20 protein-coding genes, 1 tRNA gene, 1 rRNA gene, 1 other RNA gene and 1 pseudogene are annotated in these 17,341 nt (G+C 41.2%); 2 read left to right on the top strand and 22 right to left on the bottom strand.

Annotation, left to right across the window (positions count from 1 at the left end; genetic code table 11):
* Positions 1-6: 6 nt before the first annotated feature.
* The 9 genes from comA to FBF73_RS09475 form a co-directional block, all read right to left on the bottom strand.
* Complete coding sequence (gene comA / locus FBF73_RS09515) at positions 7-2,160, bottom strand: peptide cleavage/export ABC transporter ComA (protein ID WP_136937672.1); 2,154 nt, start codon at positions 2,158-2,160, stop codon at positions 7-9.
* Positions 2,161-2,317: 157 nt separating this feature from the next.
* Positions 2,318-2,506 carry a hypothetical protein gene (locus FBF73_RS10160; RefSeq protein ID WP_004269957.1) on the bottom strand — a complete coding sequence of 63 codons (189 nt, stop codon included), beginning with the start codon at positions 2,504-2,506 and terminating at the stop codon, positions 2,318-2,320.
* 411 nt (positions 2,507-2,917) lie between these two features.
* A complete protein-coding gene (locus FBF73_RS10155; protein ID WP_136937671.1) occupies positions 2,918-3,097 on the bottom strand; it encodes a hypothetical protein in 180 nt (59 codons plus the stop codon).
* Between the two features lie 9 nt (positions 3,098-3,106).
* Positions 3,107-3,274, bottom strand: coding sequence for a class IIb bacteriocin, lactobin A/cerein 7B family (locus FBF73_RS09500; protein ID WP_136937670.1), 168 nt, complete (start codon positions 3,272-3,274; stop codon positions 3,107-3,109).
* Between the two features lie 20 nt (positions 3,275-3,294).
* Complete coding sequence (locus tag FBF73_RS09495) at positions 3,295-3,483, bottom strand: class IIb bacteriocin, lactobin A/cerein 7B family (RefSeq protein WP_136937669.1); 189 nt, start codon at positions 3,481-3,483, stop codon at positions 3,295-3,297.
* A gap of 451 nt (positions 3,484-3,934) precedes the next feature.
* A complete protein-coding gene (locus FBF73_RS09490; RefSeq protein WP_000136444.1) occupies positions 3,935-4,171 on the bottom strand; it encodes an acyl carrier protein in 237 nt (78 codons plus the stop codon).
* Positions 4,172-4,176: 5 nt separating this feature from the next.
* Complete coding sequence (gene plsX, locus FBF73_RS09485; protein WP_136937668.1) at positions 4,177-5,169, bottom strand: phosphate acyltransferase PlsX; 993 nt, start codon at positions 5,167-5,169, stop codon at positions 4,177-4,179.
* Positions 5,166-5,936, bottom strand: coding sequence for a DNA repair protein RecO (recO, locus tag FBF73_RS09480; RefSeq protein WP_000616135.1), 771 nt, complete (start codon positions 5,934-5,936; stop codon positions 5,166-5,168). Before recO ends, plsX begins: the two co-directional genes overlap by 4 nt.
* On the bottom strand, positions 5,933-7,102 hold the full coding sequence (locus FBF73_RS09475; protein WP_136937667.1) for a pyridoxal phosphate-dependent aminotransferase: 1,170 nt from the start codon (positions 7,100-7,102) through the stop codon (positions 5,933-5,935). Before FBF73_RS09475 ends, recO begins: the two co-directional genes overlap by 4 nt.
* A gap of 148 nt (positions 7,103-7,250) precedes the next feature.
* On the opposite strand from FBF73_RS09475, the gene FBF73_RS09470 reads away from it, so the two are divergent.
* A complete protein-coding gene (locus FBF73_RS09470) occupies positions 7,251-8,261 on the top strand; it encodes a YeiH family protein (protein ID WP_136937666.1) in 1,011 nt (336 codons plus the stop codon).
* 182 nt (positions 8,262-8,443) lie between these two features.
* Here the strand turns inward: FBF73_RS09470 and FBF73_RS09465 are convergent, their stop codons facing one another.
* From FBF73_RS09465 to comW, 11 genes are all read right to left on the bottom strand, one after another.
* A complete protein-coding gene (locus FBF73_RS09465) occupies positions 8,444-8,881 on the bottom strand; it encodes a CoA-binding protein (RefSeq protein ID WP_000076477.1) in 438 nt (145 codons plus the stop codon).
* 117 nt (positions 8,882-8,998) lie between these two features.
* Complete coding sequence (locus tag FBF73_RS09460) at positions 8,999-9,967, bottom strand: ribose-phosphate diphosphokinase (RefSeq protein ID WP_136937665.1); 969 nt, start codon at positions 9,965-9,967, stop codon at positions 8,999-9,001.
* A 144-nt stretch (positions 9,968-10,111) separates the two neighbouring features.
* Positions 10,112-10,927 carry a PrsW family intramembrane metalloprotease gene (locus tag FBF73_RS09455; RefSeq protein WP_136937664.1) on the bottom strand — a complete coding sequence of 272 codons (816 nt, stop codon included), beginning with the start codon at positions 10,925-10,927 and terminating at the stop codon, positions 10,112-10,114.
* 24 nt (positions 10,928-10,951) lie between these two features.
* On the bottom strand, positions 10,952-11,449 hold the full coding sequence (locus tag FBF73_RS09450; RefSeq protein WP_124788049.1) for a beta-class carbonic anhydrase: 498 nt from the start codon (positions 11,447-11,449) through the stop codon (positions 10,952-10,954).
* A 72-nt stretch (positions 11,450-11,521) separates the two neighbouring features.
* The gene (radA, locus tag FBF73_RS09445; RefSeq protein WP_136937663.1) at positions 11,522-12,883 is read right to left on the bottom strand and encodes a DNA repair protein RadA; all 1,362 of its coding nucleotides are present in this window, start codon (positions 12,881-12,883) and stop codon (positions 11,522-11,524) included.
* 13 nt (positions 12,884-12,896) lie between these two features.
* Entirely contained in the window at positions 12,897-13,457 is a 561-nt protein-coding gene (locus tag FBF73_RS09440) for a histidine phosphatase family protein (RefSeq protein ID WP_169435216.1), read from the bottom strand.
* Complete coding sequence (locus tag FBF73_RS09435; protein ID WP_136937661.1) at positions 13,414-13,860, bottom strand: dUTP diphosphatase; 447 nt, start codon at positions 13,858-13,860, stop codon at positions 13,414-13,416. Before FBF73_RS09435 ends, FBF73_RS09440 begins: the two co-directional genes overlap by 44 nt.
* Before the next feature lie 55 nt (positions 13,861-13,915).
* Positions 13,916-14,014: signal recognition particle sRNA small type (gene ffs, locus FBF73_RS09430), an RNA gene on the bottom strand.
* A gap of 32 nt (positions 14,015-14,046) precedes the next feature.
* Positions 14,047-14,514, bottom strand: coding sequence for a tRNA adenosine(34) deaminase TadA (gene tadA / locus FBF73_RS09425; RefSeq protein WP_001110112.1), 468 nt, complete (start codon positions 14,512-14,514; stop codon positions 14,047-14,049).
* A 199-nt stretch (positions 14,515-14,713) separates the two neighbouring features.
* Positions 14,714-16,000, bottom strand: coding sequence for an adenylosuccinate synthase (locus tag FBF73_RS09420; RefSeq protein WP_001832534.1), 1,287 nt, complete (start codon positions 15,998-16,000; stop codon positions 14,714-14,716).
* A 230-nt stretch (positions 16,001-16,230) separates the two neighbouring features.
* On the bottom strand, positions 16,231-16,467 hold the full coding sequence (comW, locus tag FBF73_RS09415; RefSeq protein WP_136937660.1) for a sigma(X)-activator ComW: 237 nt from the start codon (positions 16,465-16,467) through the stop codon (positions 16,231-16,233).
* 449 nt (positions 16,468-16,916) lie between these two features.
* On the opposite strand from comW, the pseudogene FBF73_RS10280 reads away from it, so the two are divergent.
* Positions 16,917-17,042 (top strand): annotated as a pseudogene (locus FBF73_RS10280) (ISL3 family transposase); the annotation flags it as partial.
* A gap of 94 nt (positions 17,043-17,136) precedes the next feature.
* Here the strand turns inward: FBF73_RS10280 and FBF73_RS09410 are convergent.
* Positions 17,137-17,210 (bottom strand) — tRNA-Asn (locus FBF73_RS09410).
* 5 nt (positions 17,211-17,215) lie between these two features.
* Positions 17,216-17,331: ribosomal RNA gene (gene rrf / locus FBF73_RS09405) — 5S ribosomal RNA — on the bottom strand.
* Positions 17,332-17,341: the final 10 nt, after the last annotated feature.

Below are 17,341 nucleotides of genomic sequence, written 5' to 3'. Positions count from 1 at the left end.
CTCTTTCTAGCTATTCACCAAATGGGCGTAAAAGCCACCCTGTGCAAGCAAATCAGCATGCTTTCCTTCTTCGACAATCTTGCCCTGATCCAAGACAACAACTTTCTCTGTCCGCTCAGCAATGGTCAAGCGGTGGGCGATGAAAATCAAGGTCTTGTCCAAAGCCATCAGATTATCAACAATTCGCTTCTCTGTCAGAATATCCAAACTGCTGGTCGCCTCATCCAAAATCAAGACCGGCGCATCTGTCAAGAGAGCACGCGCCAGAGCAATTCTCTGACGTTGACCACCTGAAATTCCTGCCCCATCCGAAGTCAATTCTGTCTGATAATTCAATGGCATGCGCTCAATATCCTCCCGAATCTCTGCCAACTCGACCGCCCGTAAGATATCCTCTTGAGTCGTCCCCTCCTTGGCTCCCAAAAGAAGATTCTCCAAAATCGTTCCATTAAAGACATAGGGTTGTTGAGGCAGATAGTTGATATACTGACGCAGGGCCTTTTTATCAATCTGATTGAGATTGACACCACCCAGACTAATCTCTCCCTGACTTGGATCATAAAAATTAACCATCATCTTGGCCAAGGTCGTCTTACCTGACCCTGAAATTCCCACAAAAGCCACCTTAGAGCCTTGGGGAATGGTCAAATTGATATCTGACAAGACATCTCGACCATAGCCATACTTGTAGGAAACCTGCTTGAAAGTCATATCTCCCTTCATCAAGCTCAGATCCTCAACTGTTTTCTTCTCCTCAAACTCAGAAGCTACCAGATAAACTTCATTCAGACGGTTATTGGAAACCTGCGCTGTCTGAAGCTTAGTTTGCAGATTGATGATATTTTCCAAAGGATTGGTAAAGTAAACCAGCAAGGTATTATAGGTAATCAACTGCCCCAAACTCATCTTGCCATCCATGACCAGAGCAGCCCCCATCCATAGAATGCCGACATTGAGCAAGAGATGGGCAACTTTTTTCAGAGCCTTTTGCTGACTCTCTGCTCGACTATAGGTAAAGGATTTTTTCAGATAATCCACAAATTCCTTGTCAATCTTTTGATAACGTGAACTTTCACTAGTCAAAGACTTGATAGTCTCAATACCGTTAATGTCCTCAATGATAGAAGAAGACAGAACCGCATTGGCTTCCATGGTATCCCGATTCATCTTTTCAAACGGCTTCATAAAGGCAAAGATAATCACTGTATAGATAGGAAGTGCCAATAAAGTCATGAAAAAGAGATTGCTATTTTGTGAAAATAAAACAAGGGAAATAATGACAACCGTTGACACATCTAGGAAAATCGAAAGGATAGTCGAAGCCAGCGCATCAATGATACTGTTAGCATCCGTGAAACGAGACACGATTTCCCCTGTTCTACGTGTCGCAAAGAAGGACATAGGCAGGTGAAAAACATGCTTGATATAGGATAAAATCACGTCAATCGACAGGCGTTGCCCCAAAACAAGTAAGAGGTACTCCTGAGCATAAGACAAGATTTGCTGGAGAATATAGACGATGACCAACCCAATAGAAATAATCCCCAGCGTCGAACGCATCTGATCTGGCACATAGGTATCAATGATAGACTGCAGATAATAAGAACCCACAATATTAATCAAGGTTACTAAGAGTGTCGCCAAAACGATATTAGCAATCAAGCCACGCTGCTTCACTAATATAGGAATAAAAGAGAGCAGACTATTCTTTTGATCCTTATGAGGCTTATAGTCTGGACTAGGTGCCATAAACAGAGTCACCCCTGTCCATTCTTCCGCAAAACGCTCACGTGGCAGTTTGGTCAATTTCACCCTAGGATCTGGATCGGCAATATGAATGCTATCCTTATCCTGCCCAGTCACCACATAGTAGTGGAGCAATTTCCCTTCCTTAAGCACATGGGCAACAAAAGGAAAAGTCAAATCTGGCAAGTCAAAAAGCGTCATATCCGCCTTGATTGCTCGCGTCTCAAAGCCAATCTCCTCTGCCACCTTGATCAAGCCCAAAGCCGTCGTCCCATCCATGGTCGTCTTGGCCAATTCTCGTAAGTGAGCTAAAGAATAGTAACTACCATAGTAGCCAAAAACCATGGCTAATGAAGCTACACCGCAGTCCATCTGATCCACCTGCGGACGATAGTGACGTTTCCCAAATTTCATATTCATCTCCTTTTCCTAAACTCATCTGATAATAACTATCTTACCCCAAACACCAAACAAAAACTGGACTTCCTCCCCAAATGCGCCTATCCCCCTCCCAACTGCACTTTTCGGATAAAAAAATAGGCAGAACAAACATTCTACCTAAAATATATATTTATTTCTTTTTCTTCCTGATTCTTTTGTCAATCATATATACAACGATAATCGAAAACAGCGGTGGTACAATATAACTCTTTTCACTCATTGTCAGCTGAAATCCCAGGGTTGCTAGTATCTTAAAGATGAAAATATTCATCAAAAATAGAAAAACAAATACTAAAAAATATCCTACAACCTTCTTCATTTCTTTTCTTTTCTTCAACTTTCCTAATTTCTATAACTATTTTATCAAAAATATATGTAAAACTCCAAATAAACACCTCAACTGCACTTTCTTGGCAAAAAATAGGCAGAATAAGCGCCCTACCTACTAAAAATATGGTATGAAAGGAAATTGATGTTTTACTGCTACCCTAGGCAAACTTGGAACAAATAAATCATTGATAGCAACATTTACGACATCCTATTTATTACTTCAATTTCTAATGTCCCTGCTATTTCTGAGCCACCTCTGGTATGATCTATTCCTAGTCAGAATAGATAACACCGTTCTAAATTACGATTCATAGTTACTCCTTTTAAACTCCAATGTGATGCATTCTTAGATTCTACCCTAACCATTTTCAGCGCAGACTAACAAGTCATTCTTAGCTGCTCACTCTACTTGCTTTTTATTGACCTTATACCCTAGATAAAAGAGCCCAAATAAAACAGGGTAAATTTCTGGATAAAATAGGGTATTAATCGGATTTTTCAAAATCAAATACGTTGCGATGTAGATTATGAGCGATACGATAAAATAACCCTCAGTAAAACCTAATAAAAATGTTTTCATGTTAGACTCCTATTTACCTGACAAGAGTGCTCGAGTTGTCAGAATAGCTCCACCAGTATATACAAACCCTTTAACAAAACCAGCGGCAATAGGGATAAGGAGAGGTAAGGCTCCCCCTTGAATTTCCTGCAAGTCTGTATTAGTCATTTTTTCAAATTTTAAAATAGATTTTTCCATAGCAATTTCTCCTTTAATTTTTACCACTTACCTGTCACATAATGATAACCTGCAATTCCCACTGCAGCAACTCCACCAGCAATTTTGGCTGCCGTCACGGGATTAGCGATTACCCAAGCTACAAGAGGCAACGCTCCCCCATCCACATCCATCAACTCTTCTTCTGTAAGAGCTACAAAGTTCTGTTCCATTTTGTCAAAATTTGTCATCTTTTTTCTCCTTTATTTCTATTTTTTAGTTTACGATTTCTGGCTCTTAAACCATTTTAAAAACCAGATTGGAAAAAATAACTGAAATCATTTCTTCTCTCCTTCCTATTCGTCTCACTTATCTATTTGAGAAGTGATTTAAAATGAACAGGTAAATTTCATTTATTTTAAATACCATTTGATAAACCATGGCAATAAGATTGGTAAATACATCGCGTAATCTCCTTCCTTTTCTTCTCACTTATTTATTCGAAAAATAATTCGAAAATGTACAATTAATTAAATTTTATTTGAAAAATAATTTAATGAACCACGGATAAAAACCAGTCACATACATAAACACTCCTCCTTTTTCTTCCTTATCTATCTATTCGTAATTCCCACTAAAAGTTCTAAATTTTTTATTTTTCCTGACAATAAAAAAGCAACACGACTTGCATGTTGCTTCTTGCTATTCTTTACTTTTGACGACTTCTACCACATCTCCTACACTTTGCAGTTGGTCAATTTCTTCATCACTAATTTCGATATTAAATTCATCTTCCAGCGTCAAGATAAACTCCATCAAGTCAACTGAGTCAGCATCCAAATCATCTTTCAGACTCAAGGATTCTGTCACGACAAAGTCCTCTCCCTGTCGCTCTTGGATAATGGTCACAATACGGTCAAAAATTTCTTTTTCTGTCATCTCTTTTATTCTCCTGAAAATTCACGCGCAGTCTGGGCAACTACGTCTGTTTCTAGCATGGTACGAATCTGGCGAATTGTACTATAAACAGCTTTGGCATCGCTTGAGCCATGAGTCTTTACAACAGGTGCCTTGACACCAAACAAGACCGCTCCACCAACATCTGAGTAGTTGAGCTGTTTTTTCAAACCTCTGAGTCTATCCTTGAGAAGGAGTGCGCCTAGTTTCGCTCGAAGACCACCATCTGTAATAGCGGTCTTGAGCAAGCCCATGATTCCCATGGCTGTCCCTTCGATGGATTTGAGCACAGCGTTTCCCGTGAAACCATCTGCCACAACAACATCTGCAACGCCATTCATCAAATCACGCGCTTCCACGTTTCCGATAAAGTTCAAACTTTCATCAGCTGCTAGTAATTCGTAAGTTTCCTTACGAAGCGGGTCGCCCTTACTACTCTCTGTTCCGTTGTTGAGCAAGCCAACGCGTGGTTGCGCAATTCCACGAACATTTTTAGCATAGAAGGAACCTAGAACCGCATATTGATGGAGGTGCTGGGCTGTATTTTCTGCATTAGCACCGAGGTCTAGCATGTCAAACCCCTTCCCATCTACAGTCGGCAAAGTCGACATAAGCCCTGGTCGATCAATATTCTTGATACGACCCACGATGAAGAATCCTGCTGCCAACAAAGCACCTGTATTCCCAGCTGATAGTACAGCGTCTGCTTCGCCTTCTTTGACAGCCTTGGCCGCCAATACCATACTGGCATTCTTCTTCTTCCGAATAGCTCTCGTAGGTTCATCGTCTGAATCAATCTTTTCATCCGTATGGATAATGCTGACGCGCTCTGTCGCTGTCAGATATTGCTTGATTTTAGCTTCATCTCCGTAGAGTTGAACCTCGATATCTGAAAAGTCAGCTAGGGCTTGATTGACACCCTCAACGATGGCCTGAGGTGCGTAATCTCCCCCCATGGCATCTACTGCGATTTTTTTCATTTCTTTTCCTCTTTTAGTAATTGTCCCCAGTCTGCTAGGGAATCAATAAATTTCTTTGATTTTAGGTGAATCCCAACGTACTCTTCGTAGAGTTGATCCATAAATTGGCGTAGCTCTTGCTTGATTTCGGGCTTGAGCGAAATGGTCTCCAAGGTTTCAAAATCAATGGCTTGAAATTGATTGAGCAAATAAGGGATATTGGGATTGAGATGGCAACGTCTCTCATCTTCATGATAATGTTCTGGACAGAGGCAGGCTCCATATTTGAAAGAAAAGTCAAAAGCCTGACCGACCCGATGGCAAAAGACACACTCATTAAAATTGAGGCTGATCCCAAATCGAGTCAAGATTTGAATTTCAAAAATATTGGTCAAAACCTGATAATCCAAGCCAGCTTCCATCAACTCCAAAGTCTTTTGCAAAAAAGCAAACAAGGGAGCATCCTGCTGATTGTCCTGCAAACTAGCATCTGCAAGAGCTGCCACATAGGTCGCATAGGCCATGACAAAGAGATCGCTATTAATCTTGGGAAAAGTCATCACCTCATGATAGTCCTCAATGTAACTGAGCCCATCATCATTGATTCGCAAGAGAAATCGTGCCAGCACCAAGGGCTGAATAACAGGGGCCAGCTTAGACTGACCAGCGTGTTTGACGAAAAACATCCGCTTACCAGCCTGCTCTGTAAAAATCTTGACGAGCTTATCATCCTCACGAAAGTTACGATTGTAGAGCACCAAGCCTTGACTCGTGATAGACTGAATCATGCTTCTCTCATATACTCCTCAAGTCGTTTCATGGCTTCTTTGATAGTCTCCATGCTGGCTGCATAAGATAGGCGAACATAACCTTCCCCGTAACGCCCAAAGGCTGCACCAGGGATAAAGGCAACAGCCTTCTTCTGAGCAAAATCCTTCAGAAAAGCAAAGGAGTCTTGATTGTAACCCGCTGGAATCTTAGCAAATATATAGAAGGCACCGTCTGGTTTGATAATTTCAAAACCAAGAGCAGTCATTTTCTCGATAATATAATCTCGACGCTGGATGTATTCCTTCTTCATAGGCTCCGCATCGTTTTTACCAGCCGTCAAGGCTTCCACCGCAGCATGTTGAGCCATGGTATTTGCGGCAGTAACCAAGTACTGGTGACTCTTGATCAACTGGGCTGTAAAGGCCGCAGGAGCGAAAATCAGACCCAAACGCCAACCTGTCATGGCATGTGATTTAGATAGACCATTGATAATAATAGCCTGATCTCTCAACATGGTTCCTAGAGACACATGAGCTTCGCCTGTGTAGGTCAATTCTGAGTAAACCTCATCACAGACAACAAAAATCTCATACTTGCGTAAAACGTCTGCCAAGGCTTCCAACTGCTCCCGACTATAGGTAATTCCTGTCGGATTTGCTGGATAGTTGAGAATCACCACCTTGAGCTTGTCACCTTGCTCCAAAATGGCCTTCTCCAACATCTCAGGAGTCAAGACAAAACCATTTTCAGTTGTGTCAATCTCGACAATCTCTGCCCCAACTAGATTGACAATTGGTTCATAACCCGGATAAGCAGGAGCTGGCAATAGCACCTTGTCTCCCTCTTCCAAAATAGCTGTCAAAGTAGCAGATAATGCCTCTGTCGCCCCAATTGTAACCAAGATTTCATTTTCAGGAGCATAGTCCAGTTGGTACTTTTCCTTAACAAAGTCACTGGCTGCCTGACGTAGAGTCAGCAGACCACTCATCCCTGTATAGTAGGATTGGTTCTGATCAATCGCTCGCTTGGCCGCCTCCTTAACATGGTCTGGCGTTGTAAAATCAGGTTCCCCCAAGGTCAAACGCAAGACCCCAGGAATCTCCGAAATAGCCTGGTCAAACTGACGAATCAACGAAACTTGAATCTTATCTAACTGTTTATTAAAGCGCTTAGTTAAGTCCATAGATACCTCCTACTTTCAAAACGTATCTCTATTATACTACAAAAGCCCCCCGACCGCAAAAATACATGATAGAATAGCTTTCCACTTTCTATTTTACTTTTCCTGTTTACAGGTCTATAATGGTAACAGATTCTATTTGGAGGTTTTTATGTCATTTCTATCAAAAAATGGAGCAGGCATCTTGACCTGCCTTCTCATTTCCATTCTATCTTGGTACTTAGGTGGGTTCTTTCCTGTTATTGGCGCGCCTGTCTTTGCAATTTTCATAGGTATGCTTCTCCATCCCTTTCTCTCGCCTTATAAACAACTGGATGCTGGATTGACCTTTAGTTCCAAGAAATTGCTCCAGTATGCCGTTATCTTGCTTGGTTTTGGTCTCAATATCTCGCAAGTCTTCGCAGTTGGGCAATCTTCACTCCCTGTCATCCTGTCCACCATTTCAATAGCCTTGATTGTTGCCTACCTCTTCCAACGATTCTTTGCAATGGACACAAAACTGGCTACCTTGATTGGAGTAGGTTCTTCCATCTGTGGGGGCTCTGCCATTGCAGCGACAGCGCCCGTTATCCATGCCAAGGAAAAGGAAGTAGCCCAAGCCATCTCCGTTATCTTTTTCTTCAATGTCTTGGCTGCACTTATCTTTCCAACTCTAGGAACCTGGCTTCATCTATCCAATGACGGCTTTGCCCTCTTTGCAGGAACTGCAGTCAACGATACTTCCTCTGTAACCGCTACAGCTAGCGCCTGGGACAGTCTCTACCAGACCAATACCCTCGAATCCGCAACCATTGTCAAACTCACACGTACTCTGGCTATCATCCCCATCACTCTCTTTCTCTCCTACTGGAAAAGTCGTGAACAAAAAAATAAGCAAGGCTTACAACTGAAAAAAGTCTTCCCACTTTTTATCCTTTACTTTATCCTTGTATCGCTCCTAACCACCTTACTGACCTCTCTCGGGGTATCCAGTAGTTTCTTTACCCCTCTCAAACAACTCTCCAAATTTCTCATTATCATGGCCATGAGTGCTATCGGACTCAAAACCAATCTGCTAGCTATGGTCAAATCCAGCGGAAAATCCATTGTGCTCGGAGCCATCTGCTGGATTGCCATCATCCTCACCAGTCTTGGTATGCAGACCCTTATCGGCATTTTCTAATCCTCTTCGAAAATCTCTTCAAACCACATTAACGTCGCCTTGCCGTAGGTATGGTTACTGACTTCGTCAGTTCTATCCACAACCTCAAAACTGTGTTTTGAGCAACCTGCGGCTAGTTTCCTAGTTTGCTCTTTGATTTTCATTAAGTAAACACAAAAGGTAGCCCTCCAGCTACCTTTTTCTTATGCTTCCTCAATCAAGCGTGTATGTTCTCTCTTGATGCAACGATTCATCACGATATCATCACATCCACCAGCACGCAAGATTTCTTCCGCTTCTAGACTTTCAAGTCCTAGCTGTGCCCAAAAAATCTTGGCATCAGCTTTGAGAAAATCACGCGCCACATCAGGCAGAAACTCGCTGCGACGGTAAACATTGACAATATCTACAGGAAAAGGAATCTCAGCTAGGCTAGCATAAGCCTTTTCACCCAAGATTTCGCCACCTGCCGCCTTGGGATTGACTGGGATGATTTTATAACCTCGAGCCTGCATTTCCTTGGTCACTCGATTGCTAGTTGTTTCCTCACGGTCAGACAAGCCCACCACAGCAAGGGTTTTACTCGTTGCGAGATACTGACGAATCACGCCATCACTTGGATTGATAAATTCTTGACTCATAGAAATCCTCCTTTTTCATCAGTATAGCACAATTTGAAAAGGCTTGCAGATTTTGGCTACAAAAAAGCTCCTAGCAGTTCACTTCTGCTAGGAGTATGTTTTATTCTAAGCGAAAACTTAAATCTTTTTCTCAATACTGAAAAGTGGAGAAAGTGGGCGTTTTTCATGGATACGCACGATAGCATCCCCTAAGAGATAAGCGATTGAAATCTGCTCAATCTTATCAATTAAACGCTCTTCTGGCAGATAGATAGTATCCAAAACAACCAATTTCTTAATAGCTGAATTTTGGATATTGTCCATAGCAGGACCAGAAAGAACTGGGTGCGTACAGCTCGCATAGACTTCAACAGCACCAGCTTCTGCAAGGGCATCTGCCGCATGACAAATCGTACCAGCGGTATCAATCATATCATCAATCAAGATACAAGTCTTGCCTTCAACCTTACCGATAATGTTCATGACTTCACTAGTATTCATCTTATCAACGCTACGACGTTTATCAATAATAGCGATAGATGTCTTCAAAAATTCTGCCAACTTACGGGCACGAGTCACCCCTCCATGGTCTGGGCTGACAACCACATAGTCAGAACCAACCATGCCACGACGCTCAAAATAATCCGCAATCAGAGGAGCCCCCATCAAATGATCCACAGGAATATCAAAGAATCCTTGAATCTGCGCAGCATGCAAGTCGATGGTCAATAAACGATCCACTCCAGCTACTTCAAGCATATTTGCGACAAGTTTTGAAGTGATTGGCTCACGCGCTCTCGCCTTTCTATCCTGACGTGCATACCCATAGTAAGGCATGACAACATTGACAGATTCTGCACTCGCACGCTTCAAAGCATCTACCATAATCAAAATTTCAAGCAGATTGTCATTTACAGGCGAACTAGTTGATTGTAGGATAAAGACGTGTTTCCCACGGATTGATTCTTCAATGTTGACCTGAATCTCTCCATCTGAAAATTGGCGGACACTTGATTTCCCCAACTCTATCCCAATCTCCTGCGCCACACGTTTTGCCAATTCTTGATTAGAAGAAAGGGCAAACAGCTTTAAATCAGAAAAAGACATGATTTCCTCCGGTATATATGTATCGCTTGTGCTTTTCACAAGATTTTCCATTTACCATTGTAGCGCTTTTTGCACTATTTTTCAATCAAAAATAAAAGAAGGGCAGCATATTTGTGCCCCTGCATCATTCTTTTAAAAAATATTCTAGTTCACCAACTCATTGTGTTTCTCAACAAAACAATAAGCCTGATAAAAACCATAGAGAGTAATAGTCGTAACCACTGGAATCGCTAAAGGCAACTCTGTCTCTAATTCTACAAAAGGAGAGTTAAACAAGAAGTGAGTTCCTAAAGCTAAACCTAGGAAAATAAGCCCCTGTTTCTTGCCAACCTTTTGTCCTTTATAGGCTCTGTAAAGCAAGTAAACCCCTACTACAGCTAGACCTGAAAAAGTCCAGTGAGAGGCAAGTCCTGAGATGATACGCTCCAAAATCCTTGAAATGGTAAAATCAAAGCCCTCTGATAAATCTGTACGAATGTAGCCAATATCCTCAATCATTTGGAATCCCAAACCAGAAGCAATGCCTAGTAAAAACAAAGATTTTAATTTTCGTACAGGAATCAAAGCCAAAACAAAGACAAGTGGCAATAATTTCAGCGGTTCTTCTACCAAAGGAGCCACAATAGCACTTTCAAAGGCATTTAAAAATGCACTATCTGGGAAAAGAATACCCAGCAAATCATGGATATAGGTGTTCGCAAAGCTAGATAACCAGCCTGAAAGGAACATCCCACCCAATAAAGACAAGATCAAGGCGTTCTTTGGCAATTCCCATTTTTTCCCAATACGGAAAAGGAAATAAAGAGCTGGAATCATGTAAAAAAGAGCTAGAAAGATAGAAACTCCCATTAGGCCATATTCCGCACCTGACATCGAACCATCCGTATAATAGATGGTTTCATACTGTAAACCAATACATAGCAATAAGATAAAAATAAATAAAATACTGTTTTTCTTCATACACTTTCTTTCTAAATGAATTTTTTACAATTCTACGACTGTCATACTTCCTGTATCCACATCGTAAATAGCACCAGAGATAATGACATCGTCTGGTATTAAGGGAGACTCGATAAGAAGTTGCATATCCTCACGCACACTCTCCTCTATATCTTGGAAGGGCAAAAAGTCCTGGTCTGACACATCGACACCTAGTTCCTCTTTCAGATACTCCTGAAAAGGTCCATTTTCAAAGGTCTGAGCACCACAGTCTGTATGGTGCAATACCACAATCTCTCTTGTCCCCATTTGTTGCTGGGAAATAACTAGCGAACGAATCATGTCCTCAGTCACTCGCCCACCTGCATTCCGCAAGATATGAGCATCTCCAAGAGCAAGTCCCAAAGCTTGGGCAACGTGTAAACGAGAATCCATACAAGTAACGATAGCTACTCTTGTTTTTGGTCTAAGTGGCAGATTTAACTGCCCATGTAGGGCAACATAAGCCTGATTGGCTTGCATAAACTGTTCAAAATAAGACATGATTTCCTCCTTAACAGTTTGAGAGTCAAATATTTCTCCTATCTTATCATTTTTAAGAGGATTTGTCACAGATTAAGCAAAAACCTTTTTCAAAACCTCCTGAATCGTTGTCACCCCAATGACCTGAATTTCCTTAGGCGGAGTGATTCCTGTCAAGGAATTCTTAGGTACATAAATCTTGGTAAATCCCAGCTTAGCAGCTTCATTAATACGCTGTTCGATACGATTCACACGCCGAATCTCTCCTGTCAAACCAAGTTCTCCTACAAAACATTCCTGAGGATTAGTTGGCTTGTCTTTATAGCTCGAAGCAATAGCAATCGCAACGGCCAAGTCAATGGCAGGTTCATCCAATTTGACACCGCCAGCAGATTTAAGATAAGCATCCTGATTTTGCAAGAGAAGACCTGCACGCTTTTCCAAAACAGCCATAATCAAGCTAGCACGATTAAAGTCAAGTCCTGTCGTTGTACGCTTGGCATTTCCAAACATGGTCGGTGTCACCAAAGCCTGAACCTCCGCCAAAATCGGACGCGTCCCTTCCATGGTCACAACGATTGACGAACCAGTTGCCCCGTCCAAACGCTCCTCTAGAAAAACCTGACTCGGATTGAGCACCTCAACCAAGCCACCTGACTGCATCTCAAAAATCCCAATCTCATTAGTGGAGCCAAAACGGTTTTTGACCGCTCTTAAAATACGGAATGTATGGTGACGCTCCCCTTCAAAGTAAAGCACCGTATCCACCATATGCTCCAACATTCTCGGCCCAGCCAAGGTTCCTTCCTTGGTCACATGCCCTACGATAAAGATGGCAATGTTATTGGTCTTGGCCAGTTGCATAAGCTCAGCAGTCACCTCACGCACCTGAGAAACAGACCCCTGCACCCCTGAAATTTCAGGAGACATAATGGTCTGGATAGAGTCAATAATGAGGAAGTCTGGCTGGATGCGCTCCACCTCTGCTCGAACACTCTGCATATTGGTCTCGGCATATAGATAAAACTCGCTATCAATATCTCCCAAGCGCTCTGCTCGTAGCTTAATCTGCTGGGCAGACTCCTCCCCACTGACATAGAGAACAGTTCCCACTTGAGACAGCTGGGTTGAAACTTGTAGAAGAAGGGTTGATTTCCCAATTCCAGGATCCCCACCGATAAGGACGATACTCCCTGGTACCACTCCGCCTCCAAGTACACGGTTGAATTCCTCCATCTCCGTCTTGGTTCGATTGACGTTGATTGAAGTCACCTCAGCCAGTTTCATGGGCTTGGTTTTCTCACCTGTCAAGGACACACGCGCATTCTTGACCTCAGCAACCTCAACCTCTTCTACAAAGGAAGACCAAGACCCACAGTTGGGGCATCGTCCCAGATATTTAGGGGAATTATACCCACAATTTTGACATACAAATGTCGCTTTTTTCTTTGCGATGATAAACCTCTTTCTATATCTCTAACTCACACTCAATTACTTGGCAAAAATCAATCTTCTCATTTGGCACAAACTGGCGCATGAGCATTCGATGAGCAACAACTACCACAGTCTGATGTTCTCGATACTTAGACATACATTCTACAAAACGAGACTTCATTTCCGTAGCTGTCTCATATTGAATAGGACTATTAGGAAGTAACTCCCCATTATTTTCTAGAAACATAGTACGAGCTTTTTCAAAATTATCTGTGCCACTTTCATAGACCTGCCATTCATGTAATAAAGGCTCCACTCTCAAAGGAAGTCCAGTAACACAAGCCACATAAGAAGCCGTTTCTAAAGCTCTTGTGACTGCAGAAGATATGATTATTTCAGCTGAAGGGAGTAAAAGATTGGTGCTCAGTTCCTGAGCTTGCTGCCGTCCCTTATCAGACAAGGGCGCCAAATCTATCCCAAATCCCGTATAAGAACGCTCCTCTAACTCACAATAATCTGGCTCCCCATGACGTACAAAGATAATCTTCATTCTAGTGCCCCCCTGTCGATCCAAATCCACCTGTCCGTACACCATCAGCCGCATCTCCATCTGCAATTAAGAAAGGAGCAAAGACAGCCTGGACTACACGTTCACCAACTTCAAGAACAACCTCTTGGTCTGTGATGTTCTTCATCTGTGCAAAAATATGCCCTTCATTTCCAGGATTTCCATAATAATCCCCATCAATGACACCAACTGAATTAATCAAGACCAAACCCTTCTTACGAGGATTTGAAGAACGATCATAGAGGTAGAGAACCTCAGTTGGTTGCATATAAGCCTTAACCCCTGTCGGAACCAAGACAATCTCTCCTGGCGCAATAACCGTACGCACAGCAACCTTTAAGTCGTAACCAGCCGCATGCGCTGTCTCACGCTTGGGCAATAAATTCTCATCTGTAAAACTAGAAATCAATTCAAAACCACGAATTTTCATATTCTTCTCTTTTCTATTATCATTTATTCTAGATTATTCTATCTTATTTATTCGGAAAAAGCACGAAAAAAAGAGCACACAATTCAAATCGCTTAGGGCTGCTGGATTCCTCCCCTGACCCGCTTCACGCAGAACTGTTGCTCTACTATTAATTATATCACATTCCTATTCATTTTAAAAGCAAAATTATTTTTTCCGTCTATTTCTAAAAAAATCCTGCATAATAGCTGCGCATTCATCTTCCAAAATTCCCGTTTCAACCTCCACACGATGATTGAGACGCTCATCTGTCAAGATATCGTACAAACTCCCAGCAGCGCCAAATTTCTGGTTTTTAGCCCCATAGACCACGTTTGGAATACGGGCGAGTCCAATCGCCCCACTACACATGACACAAGGCTCAATGGTCACAAAAAGCGTGCAATCCAGCAAGCGCCAGCTCTCCTCACTCAGATTCGCATTCTCTATGGCCATAATCTCCGCATGCATAACCGCTCGTTGCAGTTCCTCACGCGCATTATGCCCGCGACCAATGATTTCTCCGTCCTTGACAATCACACAACCAATTGGAATTTCATCGTGTTCAAGAGCAATCTCAGCCTCTCTCAAAGCCTCCCTCATAAAGACTTCTTTTTCTTCAACTGTATAATTCATCAATTTCCCTTTTCCTACTTATCGATTTTATTATTATATCATGATTTCCAAGACAAAAAAAGCCACCAAATGCGGTGACTTTATAGGGAGATTATTATGAAAAAGAAAAGTTTAGGATATTTGTTACAACAAGTTAGGAGGTCTTCTTGTAACTGTCTATAGTATACCCGACCTATCTTAAACAAATCTTAAAAATCTCTTACGACCAAACACTTTCTAAAATATTTGTTTGTTCACGACCAGGACCTACTGAGAAAGTAGAAATACGAACGCCAACCAATTCACTCACACGACGAACGTAGTTACGCGCATTCTCAGGAAGATCTTCCAAATTACGAACTCCGGTAATATCTTCTGACCAACCTGGCAACTCTTCATAGATAGGCTTGCAACGTTTCAATTGCTCAAGACTAGCTGGATAGTAGTCAATACGTTGACCATCAAGATCATAGGCCACACAGATTTTCACTGTATCTAAACCACTCAAAACATCGATAGAGTTCAATGAAAGGTTAGTGATACCAGAAACACGACGGCTATGACGCATCACAACTGAATCAAACCAACCCACACGACGTGGACGACCAGTTGTTGTACCATATTCATGACCTACTTCACGGATACGTTCTCCCACTTCATCAAACAACTCAGTTGGGAAAGGACCATCTCCTACACGACTTGTATAGGCCTTACATACACCTACAACCTTGTCAATCTTACTTGGACCAACACCTGAGCCAATCGTAACACCACCAGCCACAGGGTTTGATGACGTAACAAATGGATAGGTCCCTTGGTCAATATCGAGCATAACACCTTGTGCACCTTCAAAAAGCACACGCTTTCCATTATCAAGCGCATCATTCAAAATAACAGATGTGTCTGTCACATATTTCTTGATTTGTTGACCATATTCGTAATATTCTTCAAAAATATCATCGAAAGCAATCGCTTTACTGTCATACAATTTTTCAAAAAGACGATTCTTTTCAGCAAGGTTACGTTCTAAACGCTCACGGAAAATATCTTTATCCAAAAGATCTGCGATACGAATCCCAACACGAGCAGCCTTGTCCATATAAGCTGGACCAATCCCCTTAATTGTAGTACCAATCTTATTGTCGCCCTTAGCTTCTTCTTGCAAACGGTCTAACTCGATATGATAAGGCAAAATAACATGCGCGCGATCAGAAATACGCAAGTTATCAGTTGTCACACCCTCCTCATGAAGATAGCTCAACTCTTTTACAAGAGATTTAGGATTTACAACCATACCATTCCCAATAACAGAGATTTTTTCAGGGAAGAAAATTCCAGATGGAATCAAGTGCAACTTAAATTTCTTACCATCAATCACAATCGTGTGACCTGCATTATCACCACCTTGGTAACGTGCAATCACTTCTGCATTCGCTGAAAGGAAGTCAGTAATCTTCCCTTTACCTTCATCACCCCATTGGGTACCTACAACAACAACTGAAGTCATAATTTTGTCTGAGCCCTCAGGCTCTTCCTTTCTCACATACATGGCAGGAATCTCACCCGCAATTATATCTTACAATTTATTATAAGAAAAAATCGCCTTTTTATCAAGAAGAAACAATAGAAAGATTTGCTATTTCCAACTATTAAAAAATGATTTTAAAAAATAAGTAGCTATTTATTATTATCTTTCCATAAAAAAGTAAATTTGTTCGGAAATTTACTCAAAACATCTCAACACGAAATAAATCTCCGATTCATTATCAATTTTTCAAGATACAAACGATAAGCAACACGATAATGGTAAACAATAAAATCCCGATGATTCCCAATGCTATATCGGAAAAGATAATAAATCAAAAATTTAAAATGAACATGTTCCCAGTCAAAATGATCTCCGAAGAACGTACCATACTCTTCTTCAATATTTCTATAAAAATCCGCCATCTGCTCATAAATCTTTTGTAACATAAGCCTATACCCCTTTACTTTTTATAAGCTTATTCTAACAAAAAATTTTACACATTCACTATTAATTCCTGAATTGTTAAAATACCAACCCCAACAAAATAACAAAAAGGAAAAGTTGACAGAATAGGAACAAATTTACTACCTAAATTTCAAATGATTAAAGACATAAAAAGACCGACTTAAAACTTTTGATTAAATACTCTTAACTGGCCGAAGTGGAAGTTAGTCTAAAACGAATTTTTATGGTGGAATTAAGTGTAAGACGTTTAAGTTAAAAATGAGGTCTACTCGACTACAAAATCAATAAAATCAAGTATTATTAAAACCAGTGGAACTTAGTTTGAGAATTTAGCTATAAAAAATTTCAATATAATCTATAAAAAGAATCATATAGAACAATTACATTTATCACAAAACTGCTTGCCATTAAAAAACCTAATCTCCAAATTATGGATATTGTTAATAGGGATACACTAAAGAAAATCATCACTTTGTCCTGATTGTGTAAGTCTGATTCAGAAATGTAACCTTCAAAAAAACTCTAGTATTCTCACCTTGAAACAAATGGTTTACCTATCTCTCCAAGAAAAATGTATCTCACCAAATAACACAAAATAGATTATAAATTACATAACAAAAAAAGAGGACTTAACCTCTTTTTCTTAACTACTCCGCCAGTAGGACTCGAACCTACGACATCATGATTAACAGTCATGCGCTACTACCAACTGAGCTATGGCGGAATAAAGCTAAGCGACTTCCATATCTCACAGGGGGCAACCCCCAACTACTTCCGGCGTTCTAGGGCTTAACTTCTGTGTTCGGCATGGGTACAGGTGTATCTCCTAGGCTATCGTCACTTAACTCTGAGTAA

This window comes from Streptococcus mitis, from assembly GCF_005144795.1.
Taxonomy (GTDB): domain Bacteria; phylum Bacillota; class Bacilli; order Lactobacillales; family Streptococcaceae; genus Streptococcus; species Streptococcus mitis_BB.
This window is presented reverse-complemented; position numbering and strand designations above follow the sequence as displayed.

What these genes read in the sequence shown, in the direction of transcription:
- comA (WP_136937672.1), bottom strand. Translation starts at nt 2,160, where the DNA reads ATGAAATTTGGGAAACGTCACTATCGTCCGCAGGTGGATCAGATGGAC.
- FBF73_RS10160 (WP_004269957.1), bottom strand. Translation starts at nt 2,506, where the DNA reads ATGAAGAAGGTTGTAGGATATTTTTTAGTATTTGTTTTTCTATTTTTG.
- FBF73_RS10155 (WP_136937671.1), bottom strand. Translation starts at nt 3,097, where the DNA reads ATGAAAACATTTTTATTAGGTTTTACTGAGGGTTATTTTATCGTATCG.
- FBF73_RS09500 (WP_136937670.1), bottom strand. Translation starts at nt 3,274, where the DNA reads ATGGAAAAATCTATTTTAAAATTTGAAAAAATGACTAATACAGACTTG.
- FBF73_RS09495 (WP_136937669.1), bottom strand. Translation starts at nt 3,483, where the DNA reads ATGACAAATTTTGACAAAATGGAACAGAACTTTGTAGCTCTTACAGAA.
- FBF73_RS09490 (WP_000136444.1), bottom strand. Translation starts at nt 4,171, where the DNA reads ATGACAGAAAAAGAAATTTTTGACCGTATTGTGACCATTATCCAAGAG.
- plsX (WP_136937668.1), bottom strand. Translation starts at nt 5,169, where the DNA reads ATGAAAAAAATCGCAGTAGATGCCATGGGGGGAGATTACGCACCTCAG.
- recO (WP_000616135.1), bottom strand. Translation starts at nt 5,936, where the DNA reads ATGATTCAGTCTATCACGAGTCAAGGCTTGGTGCTCTACAATCGTAAC.
- FBF73_RS09475 (WP_136937667.1), bottom strand. Translation starts at nt 7,102, where the DNA reads ATGGACTTAACTAAGCGCTTTAATAAACAGTTAGATAAGATTCAAGTT.
- FBF73_RS09470 (WP_136937666.1), top strand. Translation starts at nt 7,251, where the DNA reads ATGTCATTTCTATCAAAAAATGGAGCAGGCATCTTGACCTGCCTTCTC.
- FBF73_RS09465 (WP_000076477.1), bottom strand. Translation starts at nt 8,881, where the DNA reads ATGAGTCAAGAATTTATCAATCCAAGTGATGGCGTGATTCGTCAGTAT.
- FBF73_RS09460 (WP_136937665.1), bottom strand. Translation starts at nt 9,967, where the DNA reads ATGTCTTTTTCTGATTTAAAGCTGTTTGCCCTTTCTTCTAATCAAGAA.
- FBF73_RS09455 (WP_136937664.1), bottom strand. Translation starts at nt 10,927, where the DNA reads ATGAAGAAAAACAGTATTTTATTTATTTTTATCTTATTGCTATGTATT.
- FBF73_RS09450 (WP_124788049.1), bottom strand. Translation starts at nt 11,449, where the DNA reads ATGTCTTATTTTGAACAGTTTATGCAAGCCAATCAGGCTTATGTTGCC.
- FBF73_RS09440 (WP_169435216.1), bottom strand. Translation starts at nt 13,457, where the DNA reads ATGGTGTACGGACAGGTGGATTTGGATCGACAGGGGGGCACTAGAATG.
- FBF73_RS09435 (WP_136937661.1), bottom strand. Translation starts at nt 13,860, where the DNA reads ATGAAAATTCGTGGTTTTGAATTGATTTCTAGTTTTACAGATGAGAAT.
- tadA (WP_001110112.1), bottom strand. Translation starts at nt 14,514, where the DNA reads ATGAATTATACAGTTGAAGAAAAAGAAGTCTTTATGAGGGAGGCTTTG.
- FBF73_RS09420 (WP_001832534.1), bottom strand. Translation starts at nt 16,000, where the DNA reads ATGACTTCAGTTGTTGTTGTAGGTACCCAATGGGGTGATGAAGGTAAA.
- comW (WP_136937660.1), bottom strand. Translation starts at nt 16,467, where the DNA reads ATGTTACAAAAGATTTATGAGCAGATGGCGGATTTTTATAGAAATATT.